General features: G+C 66.2%; 14 protein-coding genes. 9 read left to right on the plus strand and 5 right to left on the minus strand.

Annotation, left to right across the window (positions count from 1 at the left end; all coding sequences use genetic code 11):
• A partial coding sequence (locus ACFXN1_RS10960) for a hypothetical protein (protein WP_379463551.1) occupies positions 1-488 on the minus strand: 488 nt, incomplete at its 3' end.
• A gap of 187 nt (positions 489-675) precedes the next feature.
• Here ACFXN1_RS10960 and ACFXN1_RS10965 point away from each other — a divergent pair.
• Positions 676-3444 (plus strand): DEAD/DEAH box helicase family protein, encoded by a 2769-nt coding sequence (locus tag ACFXN1_RS10965; RefSeq protein ID WP_379439870.1) that lies wholly within the window; start codon positions 676-678, stop codon positions 3442-3444.
• 12 nt (positions 3445-3456) lie between these two features.
• Here the strand turns inward: ACFXN1_RS10965 and ACFXN1_RS10970 are convergent, their stop codons facing one another.
• The 4 genes from ACFXN1_RS10970 to ACFXN1_RS10985 form a co-directional block, all read right to left on the minus strand.
• Complete coding sequence (locus ACFXN1_RS10970) at positions 3457-9183, minus strand: AAA domain-containing protein (protein WP_379439874.1); 5727 nt, start codon at positions 9181-9183, stop codon at positions 3457-3459.
• Between the two features lie 120 nt (positions 9184-9303).
• Positions 9304-10752 (minus strand): protein kinase, encoded by a 1449-nt coding sequence (locus ACFXN1_RS10975; RefSeq protein WP_379439868.1) that lies wholly within the window; start codon positions 10750-10752, stop codon positions 9304-9306.
• 29 nt (positions 10753-10781) lie between these two features.
• Positions 10782-11501, minus strand: a complete 720-nt coding sequence (locus tag ACFXN1_RS10980; protein WP_379439867.1) for a hypothetical protein — start codon at positions 11499-11501, stop codon at positions 10782-10784.
• A gap of 97 nt (positions 11502-11598) precedes the next feature.
• Positions 11599-13575, minus strand: coding sequence for an N-6 DNA methylase (locus ACFXN1_RS10985; protein WP_379439865.1), 1977 nt, complete (start codon positions 13573-13575; stop codon positions 11599-11601).
• A 158-nt stretch (positions 13576-13733) separates the two neighbouring features.
• Between ACFXN1_RS10985 and ACFXN1_RS10990 the strand changes: the two genes are divergently transcribed.
• The 8 genes from ACFXN1_RS10990 to ACFXN1_RS11025 all read left to right on the plus strand — a co-directional run bounded on the left by ACFXN1_RS10990 (position 13734) and on the right by ACFXN1_RS11025 (position 21350).
• Complete coding sequence (locus ACFXN1_RS10990; protein ID WP_379439864.1) at positions 13734-14669, plus strand: hypothetical protein; 936 nt, start codon at positions 13734-13736, stop codon at positions 14667-14669.
• A gap of 101 nt (positions 14670-14770) precedes the next feature.
• Positions 14771-15145 carry a DUF732 domain-containing protein gene (locus ACFXN1_RS10995; RefSeq protein ID WP_379439862.1) on the plus strand — a complete coding sequence of 125 codons (375 nt, stop codon included), beginning with the start codon at positions 14771-14773 and terminating at the stop codon, positions 15143-15145.
• Between the two features lie 39 nt (positions 15146-15184).
• Entirely contained in the window at positions 15185-15514 is a 330-nt protein-coding gene (locus tag ACFXN1_RS11000; protein WP_379439861.1) for a hypothetical protein, read from the plus strand.
• A gap of 125 nt (positions 15515-15639) precedes the next feature.
• A complete protein-coding gene (locus tag ACFXN1_RS11005) occupies positions 15640-16341 on the plus strand; it encodes a DUF4352 domain-containing protein (RefSeq protein ID WP_379439859.1) in 702 nt (233 codons plus the stop codon).
• Between the two features lie 542 nt (positions 16342-16883).
• Entirely contained in the window at positions 16884-17021 is a 138-nt protein-coding gene (locus tag ACFXN1_RS11010; RefSeq protein ID WP_379439858.1) for a hypothetical protein, read from the plus strand.
• Between the two features lie 58 nt (positions 17022-17079).
• Positions 17080-18312 carry a DNA sulfur modification protein DndB gene (locus ACFXN1_RS11015; RefSeq protein WP_379439857.1) on the plus strand — a complete coding sequence of 411 codons (1233 nt, stop codon included), beginning with the start codon at positions 17080-17082 and terminating at the stop codon, positions 18310-18312.
• A gap of 147 nt (positions 18313-18459) precedes the next feature.
• The gene (locus ACFXN1_RS11020) at positions 18460-19122 is read left to right on the plus strand and encodes a response regulator (protein WP_379439855.1); all 663 of its coding nucleotides are present in this window, start codon (positions 18460-18462) and stop codon (positions 19120-19122) included.
• Positions 19119-21350, plus strand: a complete 2232-nt coding sequence (locus ACFXN1_RS11025; protein WP_379439853.1) for a sensor histidine kinase — start codon at positions 19119-19121, stop codon at positions 21348-21350. Before ACFXN1_RS11020 ends, ACFXN1_RS11025 begins: the two co-directional genes overlap by 4 nt.
• Positions 21351-21467: the final 117 nt, after the last annotated feature.

Below are 21467 nucleotides of genomic sequence, written 5' to 3' on the forward strand. Positions count from 1 at the left end.
GATGTCGCGATTGCCGGTGCGCTGGAACGGAAGTAGTGGTCGAAGACGCTGGCGGTGCGGGCATCCAACTCGGCCGCAGCGAGCCCGGCGAATGCGGCGACGTCACTCATGGCGGGCAGCCACCGGTTCTCCATCACCGCCCCCAGACGGTGCGCGAATTGCTGGCGCCGCTCGGCCTCATCGAGGAACGGCGGCAGGAAGCAGCCGAAGATCAGTCGCAGTGAGAGGCCACCCAGACCGAGGAAATACAACCAGTAGGGAAACTCACCGTCGAGCCGTCGCACGAAATGACGGACCGGTTCCATCTCGAACAGTTCGGTCGGGATGTGCTCGTAGCCTTCGATGACCAGTTCGACTGCGCCCATAGCGGTTCGGGCGCGTTCTGGCGAAACGAAGCACGAGTTGAGGGCCTCGAGGACGGGCCCCAGGTCCCCGCTTTCGATGTCCTCGCGGGGTATCACGACAACCAGCTGATCGGGAGAGAACACCAAGCTTCCTTATGGTTCGAGTGGTCCGCCGATCACCCTACCGAGGCTGCCGCGCATACGGATGCATCCGACGACCGCTGATTGGAAAACACCAGCTCGAGTGCCTTCTCGCTGAATCGGTCACTGTATCGGTCGATCTCGCCGACGCTAGTATTCGCACAGTTGTCCGGCCACGGAAAAGGTGAACATGGTCGCGGAGATCACGGTGCGGCACGCCGCCGAGAACACTGCGAGAGCAGCCCTGACGCGCCGGATCGCGGTCGCGCTGCTGGGCACGCCGTGCCAGTCTGCGCAACAACTCAGCGTCAGCCTTGGCCTGACGAACGTCACTCCCACCGTGGTGACCCAACTGCTCTACAGCGAACCGAATGTCTTCGAGATCCTGGGTCCTGAGCAGCCCGCGATCTGGGCAGTTCGTGAGGCAGCCGCCGAACTGGTCACGCAATGGGCGCAACCGGAGACACCGCGATCGGTGACACCGCAACCGGATTCGGAGCAGGCCACCCCGGCCGCCCCGCGGACCGGCTATGCCGGGCCGCCCCTACGCGCCTGGCAGTCGGAGGCCCTGGCGGAGTGGGCGCGGCGGGACCGGCGCGGAATCGTCGAGGCAGTCACCGGGTCGGGCAAGACCGCGGTCGGGATCCACGCTGCCGCCACCGCACTGGACGAGCGCCGGCAGGCAGTGGTCCTGGTGCCCGGTATCGACCTGCAGACCCAGTGGCTGGAACGCCTGCGCTCGGCGCTGCCCGGGCACCGGATCGACCGGGTCGGCGGCAAGGGCCCGGCTCGGCCGCCGGCGCAGTGGGATGTCCTGGTGGCGACGGTACAGACGGTGTCCAGCACCCCGCTCAAAGTGCCGCCCGGCGCGCTGCTGGTGGCTGACGAGGTGCACCGTTACGGTGCGGGAAGTTACGCGAAAGCCCTGACCGAGCACTATGAATGGCGCCTGGGCCTGACGGCCACGCTCGAACGCAACGACAATGCGGTGGAGCAGATCCTGCTCCCCTATTTCGGGGGCCTGGTACCCGGCTGCGATTACGCGCGCGCCCGTGCGGACGGCATTCTCGCACCTGTGCGCCTTGCGCTGGCGGGTGTCCATTTCACCCCGCGCGAACGCGCGAAGTACGACCGCGCGGACGAGGCGGCACGTAAGGCCAAATCGGTGCTCATCGACGGGTACGGCGCACCAGAGGATTCCTTCGGTGAATTCATGGCCTTCGCACAGCGCCTGGCCGAGCAGAAGACCGGTGAGGCGGCCCGCCAGGCGCGGCGCTTCCTGAAGTACTTCGCCGAACGCCGCGAGGTGCTGGCCGACTGCCAGGGCAAGCTCGATCTGGTCAGCGCCCTACCCATCGCGGAACTCCGTGCTACCCAATCGATCTTCTTCGCCGAGCGGACTTCGACAGCCGGGCATATCCAGTCCACGCTCCAACAGTTGGACCTTTCGTGCGGATTTGTCGGGTCCGGTCTGCAGCCCACCGAGCGCGAGCGGATCATCGCCGATTTCCGGCGTGGGGAACTCCGTGCGCTGGCCGCACCACGCGTCCTCGATGAGGGCATCGACATTCCCGACGCCCAGCTGGGCATGGTGTTGGCCGCCAGTCGCAGCAGACGGCAGATGATCCAACGCATGGGCCGGGTGGTACGCCCCAAATCTACTGGCAGTGCTGCACTTTTCGTGGTGGCCTACGTCTACGGCACGCCCGAGGACCCCGCGCTGGGCGCGCACGAGGCATTCCTCAGTGATCTGGAATCCGTTGCCGAGGAACGCGTCACGACTGATGCCGCCGGACTCCCGTCGATCCTGCGTTCCTGGCTGTCCGACCCGAGTGCCCAGCAGGCCGCTGCCACCGATTCTCGACACTCCTTCGAATCGGCCACGGCTACAACCGCACCCCAGCCTTCTACCGAATCCGGCACGGCCCCGGGCGAACCCCACCAGATCCCGCATCCGACCCCTGCCGACTTTCGCACACCGGTACGCGAAGTTCCTCGCAGCCCGCAACACCCGACGAGTGCTCCCTCGGAACAGGCGCCGACCCCACCCGCAGCCGATGTGTACACCGGCGTGCCCACACCGCTCGAGGCGATGGCCCAGATGCCGACGCGGCGGTACCTCTCCAGTGACCGGCAAGCCCCGCAGTCACCCGCAGCACAAATACCGAAGTCCCCGCCCACTGACCCACGTGCACCTGCCTTCATGCCGCCACTTCACCGGACCGAAACCGGGGCTACGACAGGTGTTCCCGGGACCAGCGAGGTCGAGGCACTGGCCGCTGGAACCTCCGCTGCCTCGTCTTCCGCAGCCGCCGACGCCGCCGGTGCCGCTGCGGCGGCGTTCGAAACTCGGACAAACGCGAAGACAGCCCCCGCAGCGGAGTTCGAATCCCAATCGGGCGCCGAAATCTCCGATGCCGCGTCCGCCGATCGGGCCGCCGAACCGACCGCGCGTCGTTCCGCAGTGAGTCCACCCACTACCGGCGACACCCCAGCGCGACACCAGGCCGACGCCGAGAATGATGCGGCAGATTCGGTTCCGGTCGTGTCCGATTCGCACGCGTACAGAGGGTCTGGACCATCAACGCAGCCCACTGCTCCTGCCGGGCCGGTGCCTTCCGGGCCCACATATCGCGAGCGAGTGGCCGAGCTTCTGGGCGCGCCCGACGTGTCCGGCTACTGGAAAGATGCGGGCCACTCCTTCTCGAAGGCAGACTTCGACAGCTTCGTGGAGTGGCAGGCCGACACCCTCTATTACCTGTCGCGTCCGTGGGATGGCGACACCGCAACCTGGCGACGGACCATGCGCGCCATCATCAATTGGGCGGCCTCGCCCGACGACCCGATCGACACCTTCCTCGAGGTGTCCCGGGCCGTGAGCGAGGTCGGGCCGAATCGGACGGAGCTGCTGCGGTTCGCGGCCACCATGCGCGGACGCGAGCTGGCGGACTTGCTCTAGTAGAAGCTCGATTCAGTCGTTCGCGCCGAGCCGCCGCGCCAATGGCACCACCAATGCGAGCGCGGCAATGGTGTTGTCGGTCAATCGTGTCTGCCCGACCGCGTTGATGACCGCGCGGAACAGCGTTGCGCGATCGGACCATCCGTGGCGCTCGGCCTGATGAGCCATCACCTCCGCCAGTTCGAGCGGCGGAATCTGCTCGACCTTGCGGGGACCCAGTCCACGCCAGCGGGATGCCGGCTGCTCGGGCAGCCGATAGGTCAGCAGCGCCGGGTCGTCCAGCTCGAGCGCGTTGTCCACCACCAGGTTTCCCCGGGCGACCGCCGCGCGCAGCGCGATATCCAGCTTCTTGCGAACGTGGTCCCGTTCCCGGGTCCGCGCCGAGGCCACGTAGGCAGCCCGCAACCGCGCTGCGGTCACCGGGCCCTCGACGGCCACGATGCGCAGGAAGTCCCCGACGATCGTGGCATGGTCGGCGATGGTCGGGCTCTCCAGCTGCTCGGCGAAGGCAACATAGGATTCGATGACGAACCGCCGCCCATCCGGCATTGCACCGTTCGCTGTCGACTCGAGACCGCCCGGACCGGCCACCGGCTCGTGGTCGTCGGCGAATCCGTTGTGCCCAGCCATAACCGGGTCGATCCTGCCGTCCAAAACCGGACCGTTGTGGCCGTTCGCCGCGGTTTCACCATTACGAACCGCAGCTCCGCCGTTTCTCGATGCTCTTTCGGGAAACTCATCCGTCGAACCGGCCCAGCCATTCGCCGCCAAGGGCACGTTGCCGAGCGCTGCGGCAACGATCGACGGTGCGGAATCGATCTCCGACGAACCACGGGCTGCCGCATATGTGCCGGTTCCGCTCGAGCCAGCAGAGGCGGATGCCGCGGATTCACTTACCGGCTCGGCGGTCTCACTCATCTGAAGCGCTGCCTCGGCAGTACCGCCTCCCACCGTCCCGGTAGCCGGTGCTTCTACCGAGGAGGGGATCGAATCTGCGTCGTCTCCCCAATCCCCTGGCCGGTTGGCCGATAGCGAACTCGCCTCTGGCACTGTCCAATCGCCAGCGAACGCGTCCAGCTCGCCAGTCCTCGGAGGTTCTGCATACCCGGTGGATGCCTCACGATGGAGTCCGGAAGGAGCCGGATCATCGCCCACCGACTGGTCGGCCTCCTCCTTACTTCCCAACCACACCGTCAGACGTGAATCGACAAGTTCCTCCGTCGTCCACACTGATTCGACCGGTACCAGCGACACTCGTTCTCGCAGTTCGGGACTTGCCGGTTCGACCGGCTCCGGACCGGCGGCGGCCAGCAATTTGGCCAGGCGACGCTGTTCCTCCTCGCCTATCGGATAGATCCCCTGGTCTTCCAGCAGCAACCAGAGCTCTTCCAAACAGGCATCCGGGTCGACGATGAAGTCCGCCAAGCGGATTCGATGAAACGGCCAGCCGCACCGTTCCAGATCGCGTTGCCTGGCAAGATCCTCCCGATACTGGTCGGGACCGTTCCAATGATCGCCGTCGCAATGCACGGCGAGCTGGCCGCCTCCGCCGGTGACGACCATATCGATGTCGTAGCCGGTTTCGGTGTGGTGCGGGGTGACTCGGTAACCGCGGTCGACGATGCGGTTGTAGACCTGCTGCTCGAACAGATACTCGAACGGCTCGACGAGGTAATCGTCGGAAAACCGTTGCGGCGGTTCGGCGTCCACGTGGGTGCGGGCTTCGATGCCCTGGCAGTATTCGAGCAGCCGCAGCCGGAGGTCTGCGCTGTTGTGCAAATGCTCTGCAGTCACAGAGTGGTACAGCCACAGCTGGTCACGGGCACGCGACACAGCGACGTTGTAGCGCTGCGCGGCGCTGTCGGTGGTCTGCGCCGCCAGCCGCCGGTCCGGGCCGGGCGCGGCCACCAGCGACAGAAAGATCACGTCGCGTTCCGCACCCTGGAAGTCGGCCGCGTCGCCGCAGTGCAGCTCGCGTCGCTGCATCTCCTCCGGGCCGATGCGCGCCACGAGTTTCTGCGTAATGTGCTTGGCCTGCGAGGTACCCAGCAGCGAGATGACGCCGAAGGATTTGCCGTCGTAGCGCGCATCGGCGAGGCAGTTCTCGATCTGCTCGACGATCCGATCGGCCTCGGCCGGATTGACCTGGCTGGACACCTCATGGCCGTCGGCCACGTGCACGGTGCGAATCGGGTCGAGCCGATCGCTACCGTAGCGGCGCACCGGCAAGAGCGGCACACCCTCATCCTCGTAGGCGATCTTGTTCGAGAATCCGATGATCTCGGGCACACAGCGGCGGTGCTCGATCAAGGTGAGCTTCGTCGGGTATCGCATGGAGGCGTCGTCGAACAAGCTGTGCTTGGGGTTGTGCCACGAGGATATGTAAGTGTCGTCGTAGAGGTACTGCTTGGCCAGCCGTTCCAGCTCGCCCGCGTCGACGCCGACCGCCGAGGGCGACACCTGCTTGTCATCGCCGATCACGACGATGCGCGGGGCGAGGTATTGCAGGAACACCGCCTCCGCCCCGGCCTGTGAGGCCTCATCGACCACCACCACGTCGAACATGTCGGCGGTGACCGAAAACTGTTCGACCACACGGTAGATCGGCATGATCCACACCGGCACCGCGGCACGGCAGTTGCCCAGCGCCCGCTGAATATCGGCCCGATCGCGGTCGGCGTACTTGCCGGTGCCGCGGCCGAGCCTCTTCACAAGTTGCGCGTAATGCCGCAGGTCCGCCCGGGCGCGATTGGTCAGCCGCCCGACCGCCAGATCCCACGCGGTGGTGGCCGCACGCGCGGCCGCCAGCTCACGTAGCTCGGCCTCGACATTGTCCAGGCTGCGGCACAATTCGTTGACTCCGCCGACATTGTTGGTAGTCAACCAGCGCCCGACCGTGGCCCAGCGCCAGGCCATCTCGAAGCCGGCGAGCCGGGCATCCCAGTCCGGGTCCACGGGATCGGCAGTGATCGCGTCGCGCAGCAGTGGCAGGGCGGTCAGGTCCGCATCGATCTCGTGCCTGCGAGCGAGCCTGCGGCGCAATTGATTCAGCTCGGCCAGCCGGTCGTGGGCCTGACGGTAGGCTGCCGTGTCCCGGTCGTGGGCGGCGACAGCGAGCTGATCCACGGTCACGGTGACCCGGGGATCCTCGCGCAGCGCGTCCAGCCGACGAGTCAGCTCGTCGAGTGGCACGACCGCGCGGTCGAGCACCTCCCGCGCGTCCACCGCGTCGAATGCTTCCCGCGCGCCGCGCACGCCGATCGGGTCGGCCCAATCCGGTACGGGCAGTGCGAGATCCCGCAGGCAGGTCGCGGTGTGATCGAGCCTGCCAGCGTAATCCAGCACCTGTGCCAGCACCGTGAATGCCGCACGATGCCGGGCGACGCGGTCGCGCAGCACACCCGGCGCGGTAGCCTGCCCGCCACCAGGCCAGGCCAGGTCGAGCTGCTCGAGGAGTCGCCGGCCAAGTTGTGCGTTCAGGAAATGGGTGAGCTGTTCGACGGTGACGGGGATGCGACCGTCGATCCGGACCTGTTCGAACAGCGGCTCGGAGAGTTTGACCACGCGAGGCGCAGTCAGCCCGGTCTTCGGGCGGCCGTCTGGATGGAGTTTCAGTGCGCCATGGGTTTCGATGTGCGACTTCAGGTTTTCGGCAAGGCCGAGCAGCGTCGCCGGGTCATCGACGGTCACCTGGACGGTCGCGTAGCCGAGCGCGGCCACCACCGCGTCGGCCTGCGTGAGCAGATCCGCGACGGCCGCGGCTCGGGAACGCCATTCGAAGTCACGTCCGCTGTGTATATCGGCGAGGGCGGTGGCGGTCCAGGGTTCGGTCCGGTGGCTCAGGTGCCGTAACCGGTCGGTGAGCTCGTCGAGCAGTGCGCACACCCGGCGGCGTTCGTCGCCGGACAGCCCGGCGATCCGCGCGGCGGCCGGGTCGGCGTCGTAGTGCGCGTAGCCGTGGCGGTATTGCGCCGCTTGCTGTTCGGCCGCACACCATTGGCCGAACAGATCCGCCGGCGGCAGCGCCGTGGCTGCGACGATGTCGGGTGCGGCGACTTCCGGATCGTCGAGACTGTTGTCCAGCAACAACGTTCGCCATTCGGTGACGAGCTCGCCGGCAATCGGGCAATCCTGCTCGACCTCGTCGACTACCAGCTCGGAAAGCCAGCCGAACTCCGATCGTGCCTCGCGCCAACGCAGTGCGATATCGGCGATGGTTCCCGTATAGCCCCCGACCGAGTGCGTGGTGACATCGCGCTCACGCAGCGTCAGCAGTTCCTGCTGGATTGCCGCCCGCTGCTCCCGTGCCAGCGCGATCGCCTGGTCGTTGGCAGCGACCGCGGCCGCACCAGCCGCCGGATCATGCTCGTCGGCGGCGTGTGAGATGCGATTGACCGAGGCCTTGAGGTCCTCGAGTTCGCGCCGCGAGTCGCCGACCACCGCGACGGACAGCGGTTTGATCTGCTCGGGCAGTTTGGCGCGCACCTCGTGCAGCGCGCGGTCGGTGTGCGCGGTGATCAGGACCCGCTTGCCCTGTGCGAGCAGGTGCGTGATGAGGGCCGCCGCGGTGTGGGTCTTACCGGTTCCCGGCGGACCCTGCACCAGTGTGTGCGCGTGCTTGTCCACATGCTCGAGGATCCGCAGCTGAACATCGTTGAGCTGCAAGGGCAGAAACTGATCCGAGCCGTCGCGGACGATCGCACCATCGCCCGCGGTGGGCGCCGGCACGGGCTCGAAGTTCGGGTCGACCAGATTGTGGATGCCCGAGGGCAGTTCACCGGTGGCGCGAATAGTCTCCGCGATGGTGCGCAGTGCGGTCACCATGCCCCGATTGCCACGTTTGCGGAGGATGACGGCCGGTGCATAACCGGCCGTCGGATGCGCCACTGGATCTCCAGGTCGAATGTCATCGGCGTACACCGCGTCCGGGTTGATGCAGTTGATGAACATGCGCACCAGCGCGCCGACGTTCTCCCGATCGAAGGGGTCGATCTGACCGTCCCGCGCCTCGGTCTCGGCACGCTGCAGATCGCCCGCGGCCGACATCTGCGACGGGTCGAGAATCTCCTGCAACTCTGCGGTGTATCCCGTGACGCCCGGATCGATCGACGCCGAGATCGCACCGTAGTCGGAATCGAACCCCAGTACCACCGGCATGGTGAGCACATGGCGGCGCACGAGACCGACCTCGCTGTTACGCCACGTCAGAAAGCCCAGGGCGAGAACGGCTTCGAGGGTTTCGGTGGCCCCGCCGTAGCGGGTGTACATCTCGTACATGGTCTGATAGAGACGCCGCACAGCCACTTTCGGCAGCGCCTCCCGCGCCCATTCCTGCCAGCGCGGCAACCATTCTCCGAATGCCTTGCGAATCTCCGGATGGTCATCGAGCCGAAGCACCTCGCCCGCTTCACCATTCCGGGTGAGGCGCAATCCCGGCTCACGTTCCGGGTTGTCCCATGCTTTGTCGAGCCAGCGGCCCAGTTGCGAATCCGGTTCCGGCGCGGAACCGATCGTCACCTTCTGCACCATGAGAAACGGCTTGCCCGGATCGGCCTGCTGATAGCTGACGGCCGGATGTTCGGGCAGGTCGGCAACCCAGATGACCTCGCCGTCCCGCTGATACGCGGCAATGTCCTGAATGCGGGACATGCGCAGCGTCTGGGCTTTCGCCAGATATTCGAACAATCGCGCGCCGCGATCGGCGAGATCGTTCATGACGGGCGTCCGGTCCGCTCCCATACTCGGCACCTACTCCTCCATCAACTTCCCTGAAATCGCGGCCACGGCAAGCTATCGACGGTCGCCGCGCATCCGCTACTCGGCATGTCCGCTCGGTCCGGAACTACCGAATTCACTGCGCTACGGCTTTATGTCGCTTATCTGCCCGGCGAGCTCGATCACCCGACGATCCTGTTCGCCGTAACGGACCGCCATTTGGCTGTGCAGCCGCTTCAATCGGGTCAGGGCATTGCGGGTGTCGCCGAGCTGCACATGACAGGTGGCGAGCTGCCGTTGGCAGTACATGACCTGGTCGTCATAGGGGCCGCGCTCGGCGGTCAGATCGTCGATCAGCGCGCGGTACATGTCGGCGGCCGACGAGTAGTCGCCGCTCTCGAAACGCAGATCGGCCAGTTTCACCCGGGCCTCGACCACATCCGCGTCGCGCGAACCCAGCAGCGGGACAGCCGCTTCCATCACGGTCTGCAACTCGTGGATCGCCGGGTCGTAGCGGGATTCGTCGGCGAAATCGCGTGCCCGGCGCACGGCCCGCTGCAGGTCGGCCCGGCTGAAATCGCCGACCGGGGCGATGAGGGGCTGGGGCGCCTCGGGTTTGGGCAGCTGGTGCGTGGGAGCGACGAGGGTCATGGCCGTGCGCGCGGAAACCATCGAGCCGACGGCGAGTGCGTACATTCGTGCGGGGCTGTGATTGTCGTTGACCTCGGGTAGCTCACCGAGATCGGTCGCGTACCGCACCAGCACCGCGTGCACCGACGCGGCGTCGTCGGGCCGCCGGTCCGGCGACTTGGCCAGCATGCTCATGATCAGCCGGGCCATCTCGACCGGTACTTCGGGGCGCTCGTGCCGGATATCGAGCGGTTGCAGTTGAACCTGGTTCTGCCACACCGCATACGGCGAACTGCCCGTCATAACCCGGTCGCCGGTGAGTAGCTCGTGAAGGACGAGTCCCAGTGCGTAGAGGTCGGTCTGTGGCACCACCTCACCGCCCTCGACCTGCTCGGGAGCCATGAACGCCGGGGTACCGAGGGTATGACCGGTCATGGTGTAGCGGGTCATATCCGAGTCGGGTGCGACCGCGAGACCGAAATCCAGCACCTTCACTGTGCCGTCGGCGCACAGCATCAGGTTGGACGGCTTCAGGTCCCGGTGAAAGATGCGGTTGCGGTGTGCCGCCGCGAGCACCGCCGCAGCCTGCCCACCCAGGTTGGCGACGACTCCGACCGGTTGTGGTCCACGTTCGGCCAGCAGCTTGTCGAGGGTCTTGCCCTCGATGAATTCCATGACGAGATAGGGACGTTCGGTCCCCCCCTGGGTCGGCGAGCCGGTCCCGGCATCGTGAATCACGGGTAGCCCTGGGTGATTGAACCTGGCCATCAGCTCCGCTTCGCGGAAAAAGCGCTTGTCCCAGTCAGGATCGTGGTCGAGGCTCGGGTGGGTGAACTTCACCGCGATGCGTCGCTTGAGGTGCCGGTCGAACCCCTCGTAGACCTGCCCCATGCCACCCGCGCCGATCTCGTCGAGCAGCTCGTACCGGCCGCCCACAACCTGCGGTTGTACTGTTCCTACCACCGTGACTCCTGACAAGCCGACACGCCAACCTACTTGTCGCCGACTACGGGACGAAGCTTGCCCTGAGCCAGCCCACCGAATCCGGTTCGCAGCAATTGTCCGATATTCGCCCGCTGCCTCTGCAAGGCGGACTCGAGAGCGGTCAACTGCTCGAATGCCTTGCCGTATCGATGTTGCTCGGCCAGCGGGATGCGCGGAAGGGCGACTTCGTAGATGTCGATGTGGTTCCCGTCGGCCGCTTCGACTGCCGCGCGCAGGATCCCGGCCAGGAAACGCGGATCGATGACGCCGGCGTCGGCGCGCACAAGGCGGATGCCCGGCCCGAGCAGCACACCGTCATCGGCGCAGACCCGGACCGCTGGCTCGGTGCTGATCGCCACCGCGACGTCACCGGCGCGGATGATGATCGCTCCCGGCGCGGTGGCATCGCCACAGCGGGATGGCGCGCGACCGAGACGAACATCCTTGGCGGACAACATCGGAGTGTCACCACCGGTGGCGCCGACGGTCGGTGGGGCCTCGCGGACAATGATCGCGCCCGCTTCGACGAGATCCTCGAGGGGGATCGACGGGTGCGAACAGGGGTCGGGCTCCAAAGCCGGTGGCTTCCACTCTGCTTGCGCGAGTAGCGCCGAGCAGCATGTGGCGTATTCGTCGAACGGGTGCGGGCGGCGGGCTATCTCGGGTGCGTCCTCGGCTTCGCCCCGGTCGACAACGCCGTGCTGCTGCCCCACGGCATCACGCATCATGACCCCTGCTCTCCCACCACCCACATCAACTCTCCGACCGGGAGCAACCCTAGCAGCGCGATAGCCCGGACGACCCGGTGCGCACGACAAATGGCACTTATTGTCGGTCTTCGCTGTCTTCGGGAACCAGCGCGCCGGCGGTGAGTCCCGTGGTCACGAGTTCCGCGACGTTCTCAGCAGCGTAGGCAGCACGCCGCGCGGCGGTGCGCAGCAGGAACAGTAGCCGGAACATCTCGCCGTAGCGTTGCTGCTCGGCCAGTCCCAGCACCGGGATGCGCAGCCGGGACGGATCGAAACGAACGGTGGATGTCCGTGTCGCCGAGACATTCTCGGCGCCGGTCAGGAATCCGGCGAGGAACCAGGGATCGAGCCGGTCCGGATCAACTCGCAAGGTGTGGATGTGCGGGCCGCGGATCGACCCAGCATCCTCCGCGGTTGCCACCCGGGCGCTGCGCCCGCCGGTGCGGTCGCTCCGCACGGTTGGAATCAGGACGTCGCCGATTTCGACATCAATGTTGGTCGCCGGTGCGGAGGACGCTGCGGCACCCGAGGCTGGGACGCCGGTTGCGATGTCCGGAGCAGTGAGAATACGGCGCTGATCGTCCGGCACTGCAGGTTCCGCGCTCGGCGGCTCGGACCGAATCCATTCCAGCTGACCGTGATTCGACAGGTCGGCAATGGTCATATAGCGCCACGACTTGCCTGGCGAGGCCGACCATCCACCCAAGTCGCCTGTAACCGAGGACAATTCCGACGCCGTGCTATCGAGTCGGCGAATCGCCTCCTCGACCTCATCGGAGACGGTGTCCGCGTCCAGCGAGGATCTCATATATCTGGCGGGCGTGAGGTCGACCTCTTCGGTCAGCACATCCACCAGTCGGACCGGCACAGCCAAACCCGATTCGGTCGCATCCTCTGGCCTCGGGCCGTCGAAGGCTCGCCAGGCCCTGAGCACTGCGTCGCCGAGCGCACGGTCCTCACCATCCGTGCTCGAGGGAAGGCCGGTGGTGTCGACGAACAACACCGAATCCGGCACCGGCGCCCCCGGTTGCGGGCGACGCAGGATCCAGATCTGCAGGCCCACATGCCAAGGCTGGGCGGCACCCGGAGCCAGGCCGATCACGGCGCGCAAGGCGCCGGTGCGCACCAGGTTGGCACGGATCTTGCGGCCGGATCCACGCGTCGCCACAGCGGGCGGGAGCAATAGGACGGCGGTCCCGTCCGGACGTAGGTGCGCGAGCGCATGCTGAACCCAGGCGAGCTCCGACTCCGCCCGAGGGGGCAGACCATAATCCCATCGCGGGTCGAAGGCCAGCTCCGCTGATCCCCAGTCACGTTGACCGTACGGCGGATTGCACAACACGGCATCGGCGCGCAGGTCGGGAAAGGCGTCGGCGGTGAGGCTGTCGCCCGCTCGCACTACCGGCCGCGCGCTGGCTTCTGCCTCCAGTAGCAGCCGGGTGCGCTGCACCTGCACCGGCAGGGTGTCCTGCCCGTACAGCTCACTCGCACCCGCCTGGGCGGCCGCGAGCAGTACCGAGCCACTGCCGCAAGCCGGATCCAGTACGACGTGCGCGGCACCCGCTCCTGGGGAATTCGCCAGTGCTGCCAGCAATTCCGCCACCCGCGGCGGGGTTACATACAGGCCGGTCGCCGTGGTGTCCTCGAGCGCTCGCTCTCCCAGGATGTCGATGGCCGTTCGGGCGCCTTCCGTGTCCGCCGCGCGCTCGAAGACATCCACCGCCTCGTCAGCGAAGTCCTCCGTGAGATCGGGGGCTGCCCAGCCTGCCCCGGTAGGACTCAGTGCTTCCAGCACACGCATGGCCGCGTCGGGTGTGGTGCGTGCGCGGGCAAACGCGCGCAGCTCGTTCACCGCCGACGTTTCGGAGCCGAGCCGATGGTCGGCCAGCCATTGCTGGACCTCGTGCAGGTCGAACTCCGGACGAGCCTCAGTGCCCGCGATGGACTTTGGAAAGTCGGCGTGCCGTCGACGCCAGTTGCTGACGGTGGCGCGGGTGACGCCCGCCAGCCGGGAGATCTCCGCAGCACTGACTGTTGACACGGGCTTCGGCATGCCCCTCCTCTCGTGTACCTTCCTCCACCCTGGTCGACCGATGAGCAAAAATCAATCTTGGGATTCTGGTTGACAATGCTTTCACGTCATTTTAGTGTTTTGCATCGCACAGACATCGAGCTCGGTGAAACCACCGCTCGCCGATCGGGGAGGAAGACATGACTCGGCAACGCCATCTCCGCAACCGCTCTCACCGCCGAGTGACCCGGACCCACGGCCGCGAGCTATCCCTCCGAGTTGCCGGCACTCACAACGTTCAGCCCGACTACACCGCGATCCCCCGCTGCGCCGACTGCGGCAAGATCCGCTACGCCACCCAGCGCGAGGCCGATCTCGCCCTGGCAACCTTGGACCGCACCAATCCGGCACGGCGGGAAAAGAACTCCTACCGCTGCACCGCGTGCGACGGCTGGCACCTCACCAGCTGGACGACCACGGAGCACGGGGACTACGTGGCCGTCGCATTCTCGACCGCGGCTTCGCACTACCGGGTATTCCCGCTCGCGGACTATGTCCCAGCGTCGGAAATCACCAGGGAGCCACTGGATCTGAGCAGCATCGCGGCCGACAGTGCCGCCGTCCCGACACCGGCCGAGGTAGCTATGCGGACCGCTTCCGCGCCTATCGAGGCACAGCTGGCGGAACTGCTCGCGCCCGAACACGCCGCAACGCCCATGCCAGCGATAACCGCACCGCCTGGGTCCGTGACAACGGAACGGCCCGAGATCGCGATGACTGCATCGCCCGAGGTCACGCCGCGTACGCCGCTCGAGACCGTGGTGCAGGCGCTTGCCGTGCCTGCCGAGGCGTCGCCCTCACCTGCGGAGCCGCGCGCACCGCAATCAGCAATGCCGCTACCGAACGCGGCGCCAGCGCTCGGTGCTCTGCCTCCGCGCACCGTGCCATCACCTGCCGAGGTGGCCGCACGCACGGTACCGATCAAGCGTGCTGAGGCGGCCCGCCGACAGGCCGAGGCGACCACAAAGGCGAACGCTGCTGCCACACAGCGGAACCCGGCTCCGGCTCCCACCAAGCCTCGAAACATGCTGCGCGCCATGCTGCGCCGCCTCGTACGGCGACTCCGCCGCAGCTGAATCGCGATCTCACGTCCCGGGGCCGGCGCTCCCGGCCGCGGCGACCCCGCACGCCCGTCGGGCGTCGCGATCCCCCATCAACCCCGTTTCACGAAGGAATCATGCGCACCCTCTCGACCTTGCTCGCCGCAAGCGCCACCGCCGTCGCCCTCTCCGCCGCAGCGCCCGCCGCCCTGGCCGCTCCCGACACCGGCTCCGCAAGCGGCTCCTCCAACGGCTCCTCGAGCCCCGGCTGCGGCCCCCGCAGCGCCGCCGACCTGCGCTTCCTGCGCGCCTCCCACGAGAACGAGCACACCTGTGCCGTCCAGGATGCGGCAATCGGCCTCGCACAGTCCCAGTGCCAGTGGCTCGATGCCTACGGCAACTCCGCGCACAACCAGATCGTGCTCGCCGAGAAGGCCCGCAACACCTTGAAGTACCCCTACACCTTCCTCGACGCCGCCATCAGCGCGTACTGCCCGCAGGACAAGCTCTGACCCTCGTCACCCGAAATCACACGAAGGAACTGAAACACCATGCGCCACAACTTCATCGCCACTCTCGCCGCAACCGCTATCGCCGCGACCTGCACCGTCCTCGCCACCACCGGTACCGCCAACGCCGACCCCGCCACCCGGCTCCATGAGGGCATGCAGGTGGTCGGGCAGGATGTCGCGCCCGGCACGTACTCCACGCCCGGTCCCCGTGACCAGGACTACGGGGCCTGCTTCATCACCTGGCTGCCCTACAAGGGGGCCAAGGACTCCGAGGCCACCGATATCCAGGCCTACTCCGGCGCGTCCTACGTGCGCCTCAAGGCCGGCGACGTCATCACCGTCCAGGGTTGCGCCTGGACCCTCGAGTAACCGGCCCTGCGTAGCGAGGCGACTCGTTCGCCTCGCAGTAGCCGCCCAATATCCGACTTCTCGACGGGACAGTCTTCAGCCACCTGTCCCGCCAAACCCGCACCAGCGAGACACCAGGAACGCCAATGACATACCAGCCCCCACCGCCGCCCTACCCCCAGGGCAACGTCCCTCCGCAGTACCCGCAGGGCCAGTTCCCGCCCCAGTACCCCGTCCCGATTCCGCCCAAGAAGTCGAACGCCCTCAAGATCATTCTGCTGGTCTTGGCCGGCATCGTCGTCCTCTGCGGCGTCGGCAGCGCACTCGGCAGCAAGAGCACCAAAACCGCTCAGCCCCTGGCGACTTCGGCGACGGCCTCCCCCACCCCGGCGGGCAACGCCCCGGCCCCCGCCGCGGGCGCACCCGCCCCCACCACCGAAAAGCCGCCCGCCCCCGGCCTCAACGCTCCGGTCCGCGACGGCAAGTTCGAGTTCGTCGTCACCGACATCCAAACCGGCATCAAGCAAGTCGGCACCAACCCCTACCTCCGCAAAACCGCCCAGGGCAGCTACACCATCATCTCCCTCACCGTCCGCAACATCGGCAAGGTTCCCTACGGCTTCTCCCCCTCCGACCAGGACGTCTACGACGCCCAGAACCGCAAGTTCTCCAACGACGCCGCAGCCGCGATGAACCTCCAGTCCGACACCAGCCTCTACGCCAACCTCAACCCGGGCAATTCCATTACGGCCCAGGTGGTCTACGACCTCCCCGCCGACTCCACCCCGGACCACATCGTCCTGCACGACTCGATGTTCTCTGGCGGCGCGACGGTGTCGCTGCGGTAGCGGCAAAGCCGCAGCGAAATCACTCATCCGAGGCACTGGCGAATTCGGCTCACGACCATCGATAGAGCTGTTCAGAACGTGCTGCAACGCAGGCAGATTCATTCAGTCTGCCAGCAACTCTTGCACACCTTGACATTTCATGTGAGGCGCACCCGATGGATCATTGGGCAGACGTATCAGGTCCGGGTTGGAGACCTCCCGAGGATTGGGGCCCGTATGTGTCGGGACGGTGGGGCTATTCGAGACGCGACCCCGGAAACTACCGGCCCACACAAGCCAATCCGATCTCTCCCGACGAGGTGGTGTGGGTACTGGTAGCCCCGGGCTCTCCCGCCGTCGCTGTACACCATTCCGCTCGGGACTGCGATGTTCTCGCAGTCGACCGCGCCCTGGCTCACCGTTGCGGCGGCAGCCCAGCCATCGAACCTCGCCAGTACAAGAAAGTATGTTCTCGCGCAACACCGCTCGCCTGCCCCGCGTGCGACCGCAGTCGGACCGACGAATCCTTGCTACGGGACTGCACGATCGCTACCCACGAGGGCATGCGGTACGGGAGCATCGTGCGCTGGCGCGAGACGCCGGACCGTCGATGGTTCGCAATAGTCCGCTACCGCAATTCAACCGGAGACCTGATCGTCGGCGTGCTGCCGAGCGAACGGCTGGAACCGGACCCCGACTGAACAACCCACGCCGGCCCGGACCGGTGCACCCAATTACTCCCGAACGAAAGGACTCTCGATGACCGGCAACCCTATGGGACTGATGGAGCACGATGGCCTCGATCACGCACTGGCGGCCGCATCTGCCGATGCCGCCGCGGCCGGCGCTCGCGTCTTCCCGTGCACCGTCTTCCAGCAGGGCGCTCGGACAATGATCTCGACCTCCTTCCCGTATTCGTTCCTCACCCGTCAGGTGGTCGCCGAATCCGCCGACAAGGGTGGTGATCCCGCGAATACGACGAACCGCCCGCTGATGACCGACCACGTCAAGAGCATCAACCACTACGTCCGCGAGAACCGGGGCAACTACATCCTCCCGCCGGTCACCTTGAACGCCCGCCAGCTGCCGGCACTGCACGTACCCCGGGGCAACTTCAAGAATCGCCTCGGTTTCATGGTCGTCGGCGACAGCGTGCGGTTCTATGTCACCGACGGCCAGCACCGCATCACCGCGATCAAGGGGCACGGCACCGGCCGCAGCGCTATCCCCGGTCTGCTCGACCTGGAGATCGGTTTCGAGGACGACAGTCTCGCGGTGCTCATCGTCGTCGAGGACGATCTCAAGCGGATTCATCAGGATTTCGCGGATGCCGCACAGACCAAGCAGATTCCGGCGAGCCTGCTCGCGGTGTACAACACCCGCGAACCCATCAACGGCGTCCTCGCTGATCTCGTCGACCGGACCCGGCTGTTCCGCGGCCGGGTCGACGCCACCTCCAGCAAGCTGCCCAAGGCCTCGCAGGCGGTGTTCCTGCTCAACCAGGTTCGCCAGTTCGTCAAGGAACTGCTGTTCAGCGACTACGCCCTCAGTGAGGAGTCGGTCGCCAAGCAGAGCGCACAGCTGATCAATGACAAGACGGCACGCGACGAATTTGTCGCGGACGCAGTAACTCTCGTCGATATTCTCTCCGAGCACATGGATCCTTGGCGCGAGATCTGTGAGCTGCCCACCAGCGGCGGACCCGCAAACCAGGTCGCAGACTTCCGGCAGAAGTACATCAACCTGACCGCGACCGGACTCGTCGTTATCGGCCGGGTCGCCTACGAGATCCGCAAGAGCCCGGATCTCGACTGGCGGCTGGAACAGTACAAGCGCCTCGCCACGGAGATCGATTGGCGTCGGGGCGCGTCGATCTGGCTCAATACCATCATCTCGGCGGACGGCAAGGTCGCGACCCAGCGTGGTCCGGTCCGGGATGCGGCGAACCGCGTCATGGAACAGCTGGGCCTGCAGGTGGATGTGGGCCTGTAGCGAATCCGGTTCGGGAAACTGGATTCGCGGGTCTGACCAATGGGCGCCATCGTCGGTCGCGATGCCAGGCGAGCCCGGCGAATATTCCATTACGCCAGCACAGCGATGTTCAATGCCATACTGTCGCACCGTCGGTGGAGGAAGGCTGTGCCAGCAGAGTTGAACTCAATCATCCGGGTCGCTCTCATTGACGACCATGACGTAATCCACGAGGGCATCTCCAGTTGGTGCGCCGTGGCCGATCCACCCATCCGCGTCGTCGGTGAATATCAATCGCCGGCGGAGTTCACCGATGACGCGGGCTCGGTCGATGTGGTCATCCTGGACCTGCAGTTCGGCACCGGCGCGCCCCACCTGCGTTCGGTGACGGACCTATGTGATCGGGGGCATCGAGTCGTGATCTATAGCCAGTACACCGACGCGCGGCTGGTCGGCAACTGCCTGGAGGCAGGGGTTGCGAGCTATGTGGCGAAAACCGAGGGACGCGAACCACTTCTGAAAGCGGTCCGTGCTGCGGCCGGCGCGGAACTGCATATGACTTTGACGATGGCCAACGCGATGTCGTCGGTGTCGATGCCGGTGCGTCCGCGACTGTCCACACGCGAGCAGCAGGTTCTTCTGCTCTGGTTCCAGTCGGGATCGAAATCCCTTGTCGCCAAACAGCTATACCTTTCCGAGAGTGCCGTCGAAACCTACATCGCCCGCGTTCGCGCCAAATACGCGGCGGTCGGCCGGCCCGCACGTACCAAGGCCGCGCTTGTGACACGGGCCATCCAGGACGGAATCGTGAGTCCCGACGAATTGCCATGACCGGTTCCGCGGGTGGCGCGGTCGAACCGCAGCTGATGACGACCCGCCTCACCGATGAGATCGCGCTGTCCGCGCTGCTGCTGCGCCATCTACCGTTTCTCTTGGCTGCGGTCATCTACCCGCTGCAGCCGGAGCACACTCCGGTGGGATTGCTGCTCAACACCGGTTTCGGGAGTTGGTCAGCGTTTCGGCTCTGGACCCGGCGCCGCGGATCGGCCTGGGTTCTCGCTGACGTCATCGCGGTCCTCGCCTACCTGGTGTGCACCCCGTTCGTCGTCGCCAGTTCCGAACTGTCGGACCCGAACACCCCGAATGCCGCGCAGATCGTCGCCGGACAATCCGCGGTATCAACGGGGATCGGCATCATCGGAGCCGCCGGTGCGGCCACGCTCATCGCCACCGGTCTCGCTTGCCTGCTCGGCTACACCCTCGATGGCCTGGCCCACCCGTTCTCGGTGCTCTCGATCTATTTTCTCGCCGTTCAGTGGGCGTTGGCGGTTATCTTGCGCCGCTTGATGATTCGAGTCGCCCATACCGTCGATGACGAGGAAGACCGCCTTCACGACGCGCAACTCGCGGCGGCGGTGGCCGACGAGCTCTACAGCTATGACTGCGAGCAACGCCGGCTCCTGCACGACACCGCCACCGCGACCCTGCTGATGGTCGGTCACGATGCGGCGTCCGACACCGACCGGCTGGCTCGCCAAGCCGAGCGCGACCTGGCCGCTCTGGCCCGCAGTCCCGCGCCCGACAATCACACCGATGTCGAACTCACCGATGCGCTGGCACCGATCTGCGCCGAATCAGCACTACCCGTATCCCTTCTCGGTGCACCGGTACTCGTCGACCACCGCACGGCCCACGCGCTGACTGCGGCGACACGAGAAGCGCTGACCAACGTGGAACGCCACGCCAATGCGACCGCGGTCACCGTCACCGTCGAATCGGGGCGACTCGCCATCACCGACAACGGGACTGGGCTCACCGCATCCTCCGACGGCGCCCACGGACGTCACGGCGTCCGGCAGTCGATCATCGCGCGCATGCGCGACATCGGCGGCGATGCAACCCTCGACTCCTCGGCCGCTGGTACCAACGTCACACTGACCTGGCCGGCGGCAGCACCATGCCAGATCCCAGCAACGGATCCATCGCGCACAGCCCAAAAGATCGTCCGACTTCGCACCAGCTACGGGTATGGTCTGGTCGCCATCTCGATCACCCTCACAATCACCGCGATCGCGCGAATGCCGTTTGCCCATCCGCCGCACCTCCCCACACAACTGGCGTTGGTCATCGGGCATCTGGTCTGCGGGTGCGTCGCCGGACTGAATATCCGATGGAGAATCCCGTGGTCAGGATTCGCTGTCGCGGTGGTGATTGCCATCGCGCCGATCCAGATACTGATTCTTCCCGCCGGCGATGTATTCGGTGGCGTGAACTGGGCACTGGCCGATATCGGGTGGACGGTCGTCGCGCTGATGGTTCGTGCTCGCCCGGCGGTCCTCTACGGCACGCTGGGCCTATCCTGGCTCGTCTCGGGGACCATACTGCTGTTGCACAGCCCCACCGGCGAAAACCTGATCAGGCTCACCTATCTCGTGGCGAGCGTCGCGGTGATGCAGGCACTCGCGATCACATTCCTCACCTCGATCCGGCGGGCAACGACGGCTGCCCAGGCCCTCGCAGACGAACACGCCGAACTCACACGTCGACAAGCCGTCCATCTAGCATTGACCCGCCGATTTCAGCGGCGCAACGAAGAGATCATGGCGCGGGTGACACCGCTCTTGCGGGGCTTCGCCGCCCGGAGAGTCTCACCGAAAGACCCTGCCGTGCAGGCTACGTGCCTCGTGGAAGCATCCCGGTTGCGTCGGCTGTTCGTCCTGGCCGATGTCCTCGACCATCCTGTGCTGCGCCAACTTCACACCGATATCGAGTCCGCCGAGTACCGGGGCGTCACCGTCGATATCGCTGTCGCCCCCGGGCTCCCTGACGTCGCCGCCGATCACCATCTCGTGGCCTGCCCCCGAATTGTCTTGTCCACCAGCACGTCCACTGCCCGACTGGTGGTCTCGGCGAACGAATTCGATGTCATAGTGAGCATCGTCGGCGACCAGCCCGCCAAAGCACGCCGACAGCTCGACGCTCTCGGCAAGATCAGCGATCTCATGGTGCTCGACACCGACGACCAGATCTGGGTTCAGGTTCGCGCGCGGCGGCGGTGAGCTCCCCCGATCACGTTGCGCCGGCGTCAAACCGATGTCTGTCGGGTCAACACCCGACAGACATCGGCCCAGCGCAACAGCGACCATGGGCGCATGTGCGCAATCGAGGCGGCAGCA

The organism is Nocardia sp. NPDC059154 (assembly GCF_042755705.1).
GTDB lineage: Bacteria > Actinomycetota > Actinomycetes > Mycobacteriales > Mycobacteriaceae > Nocardia.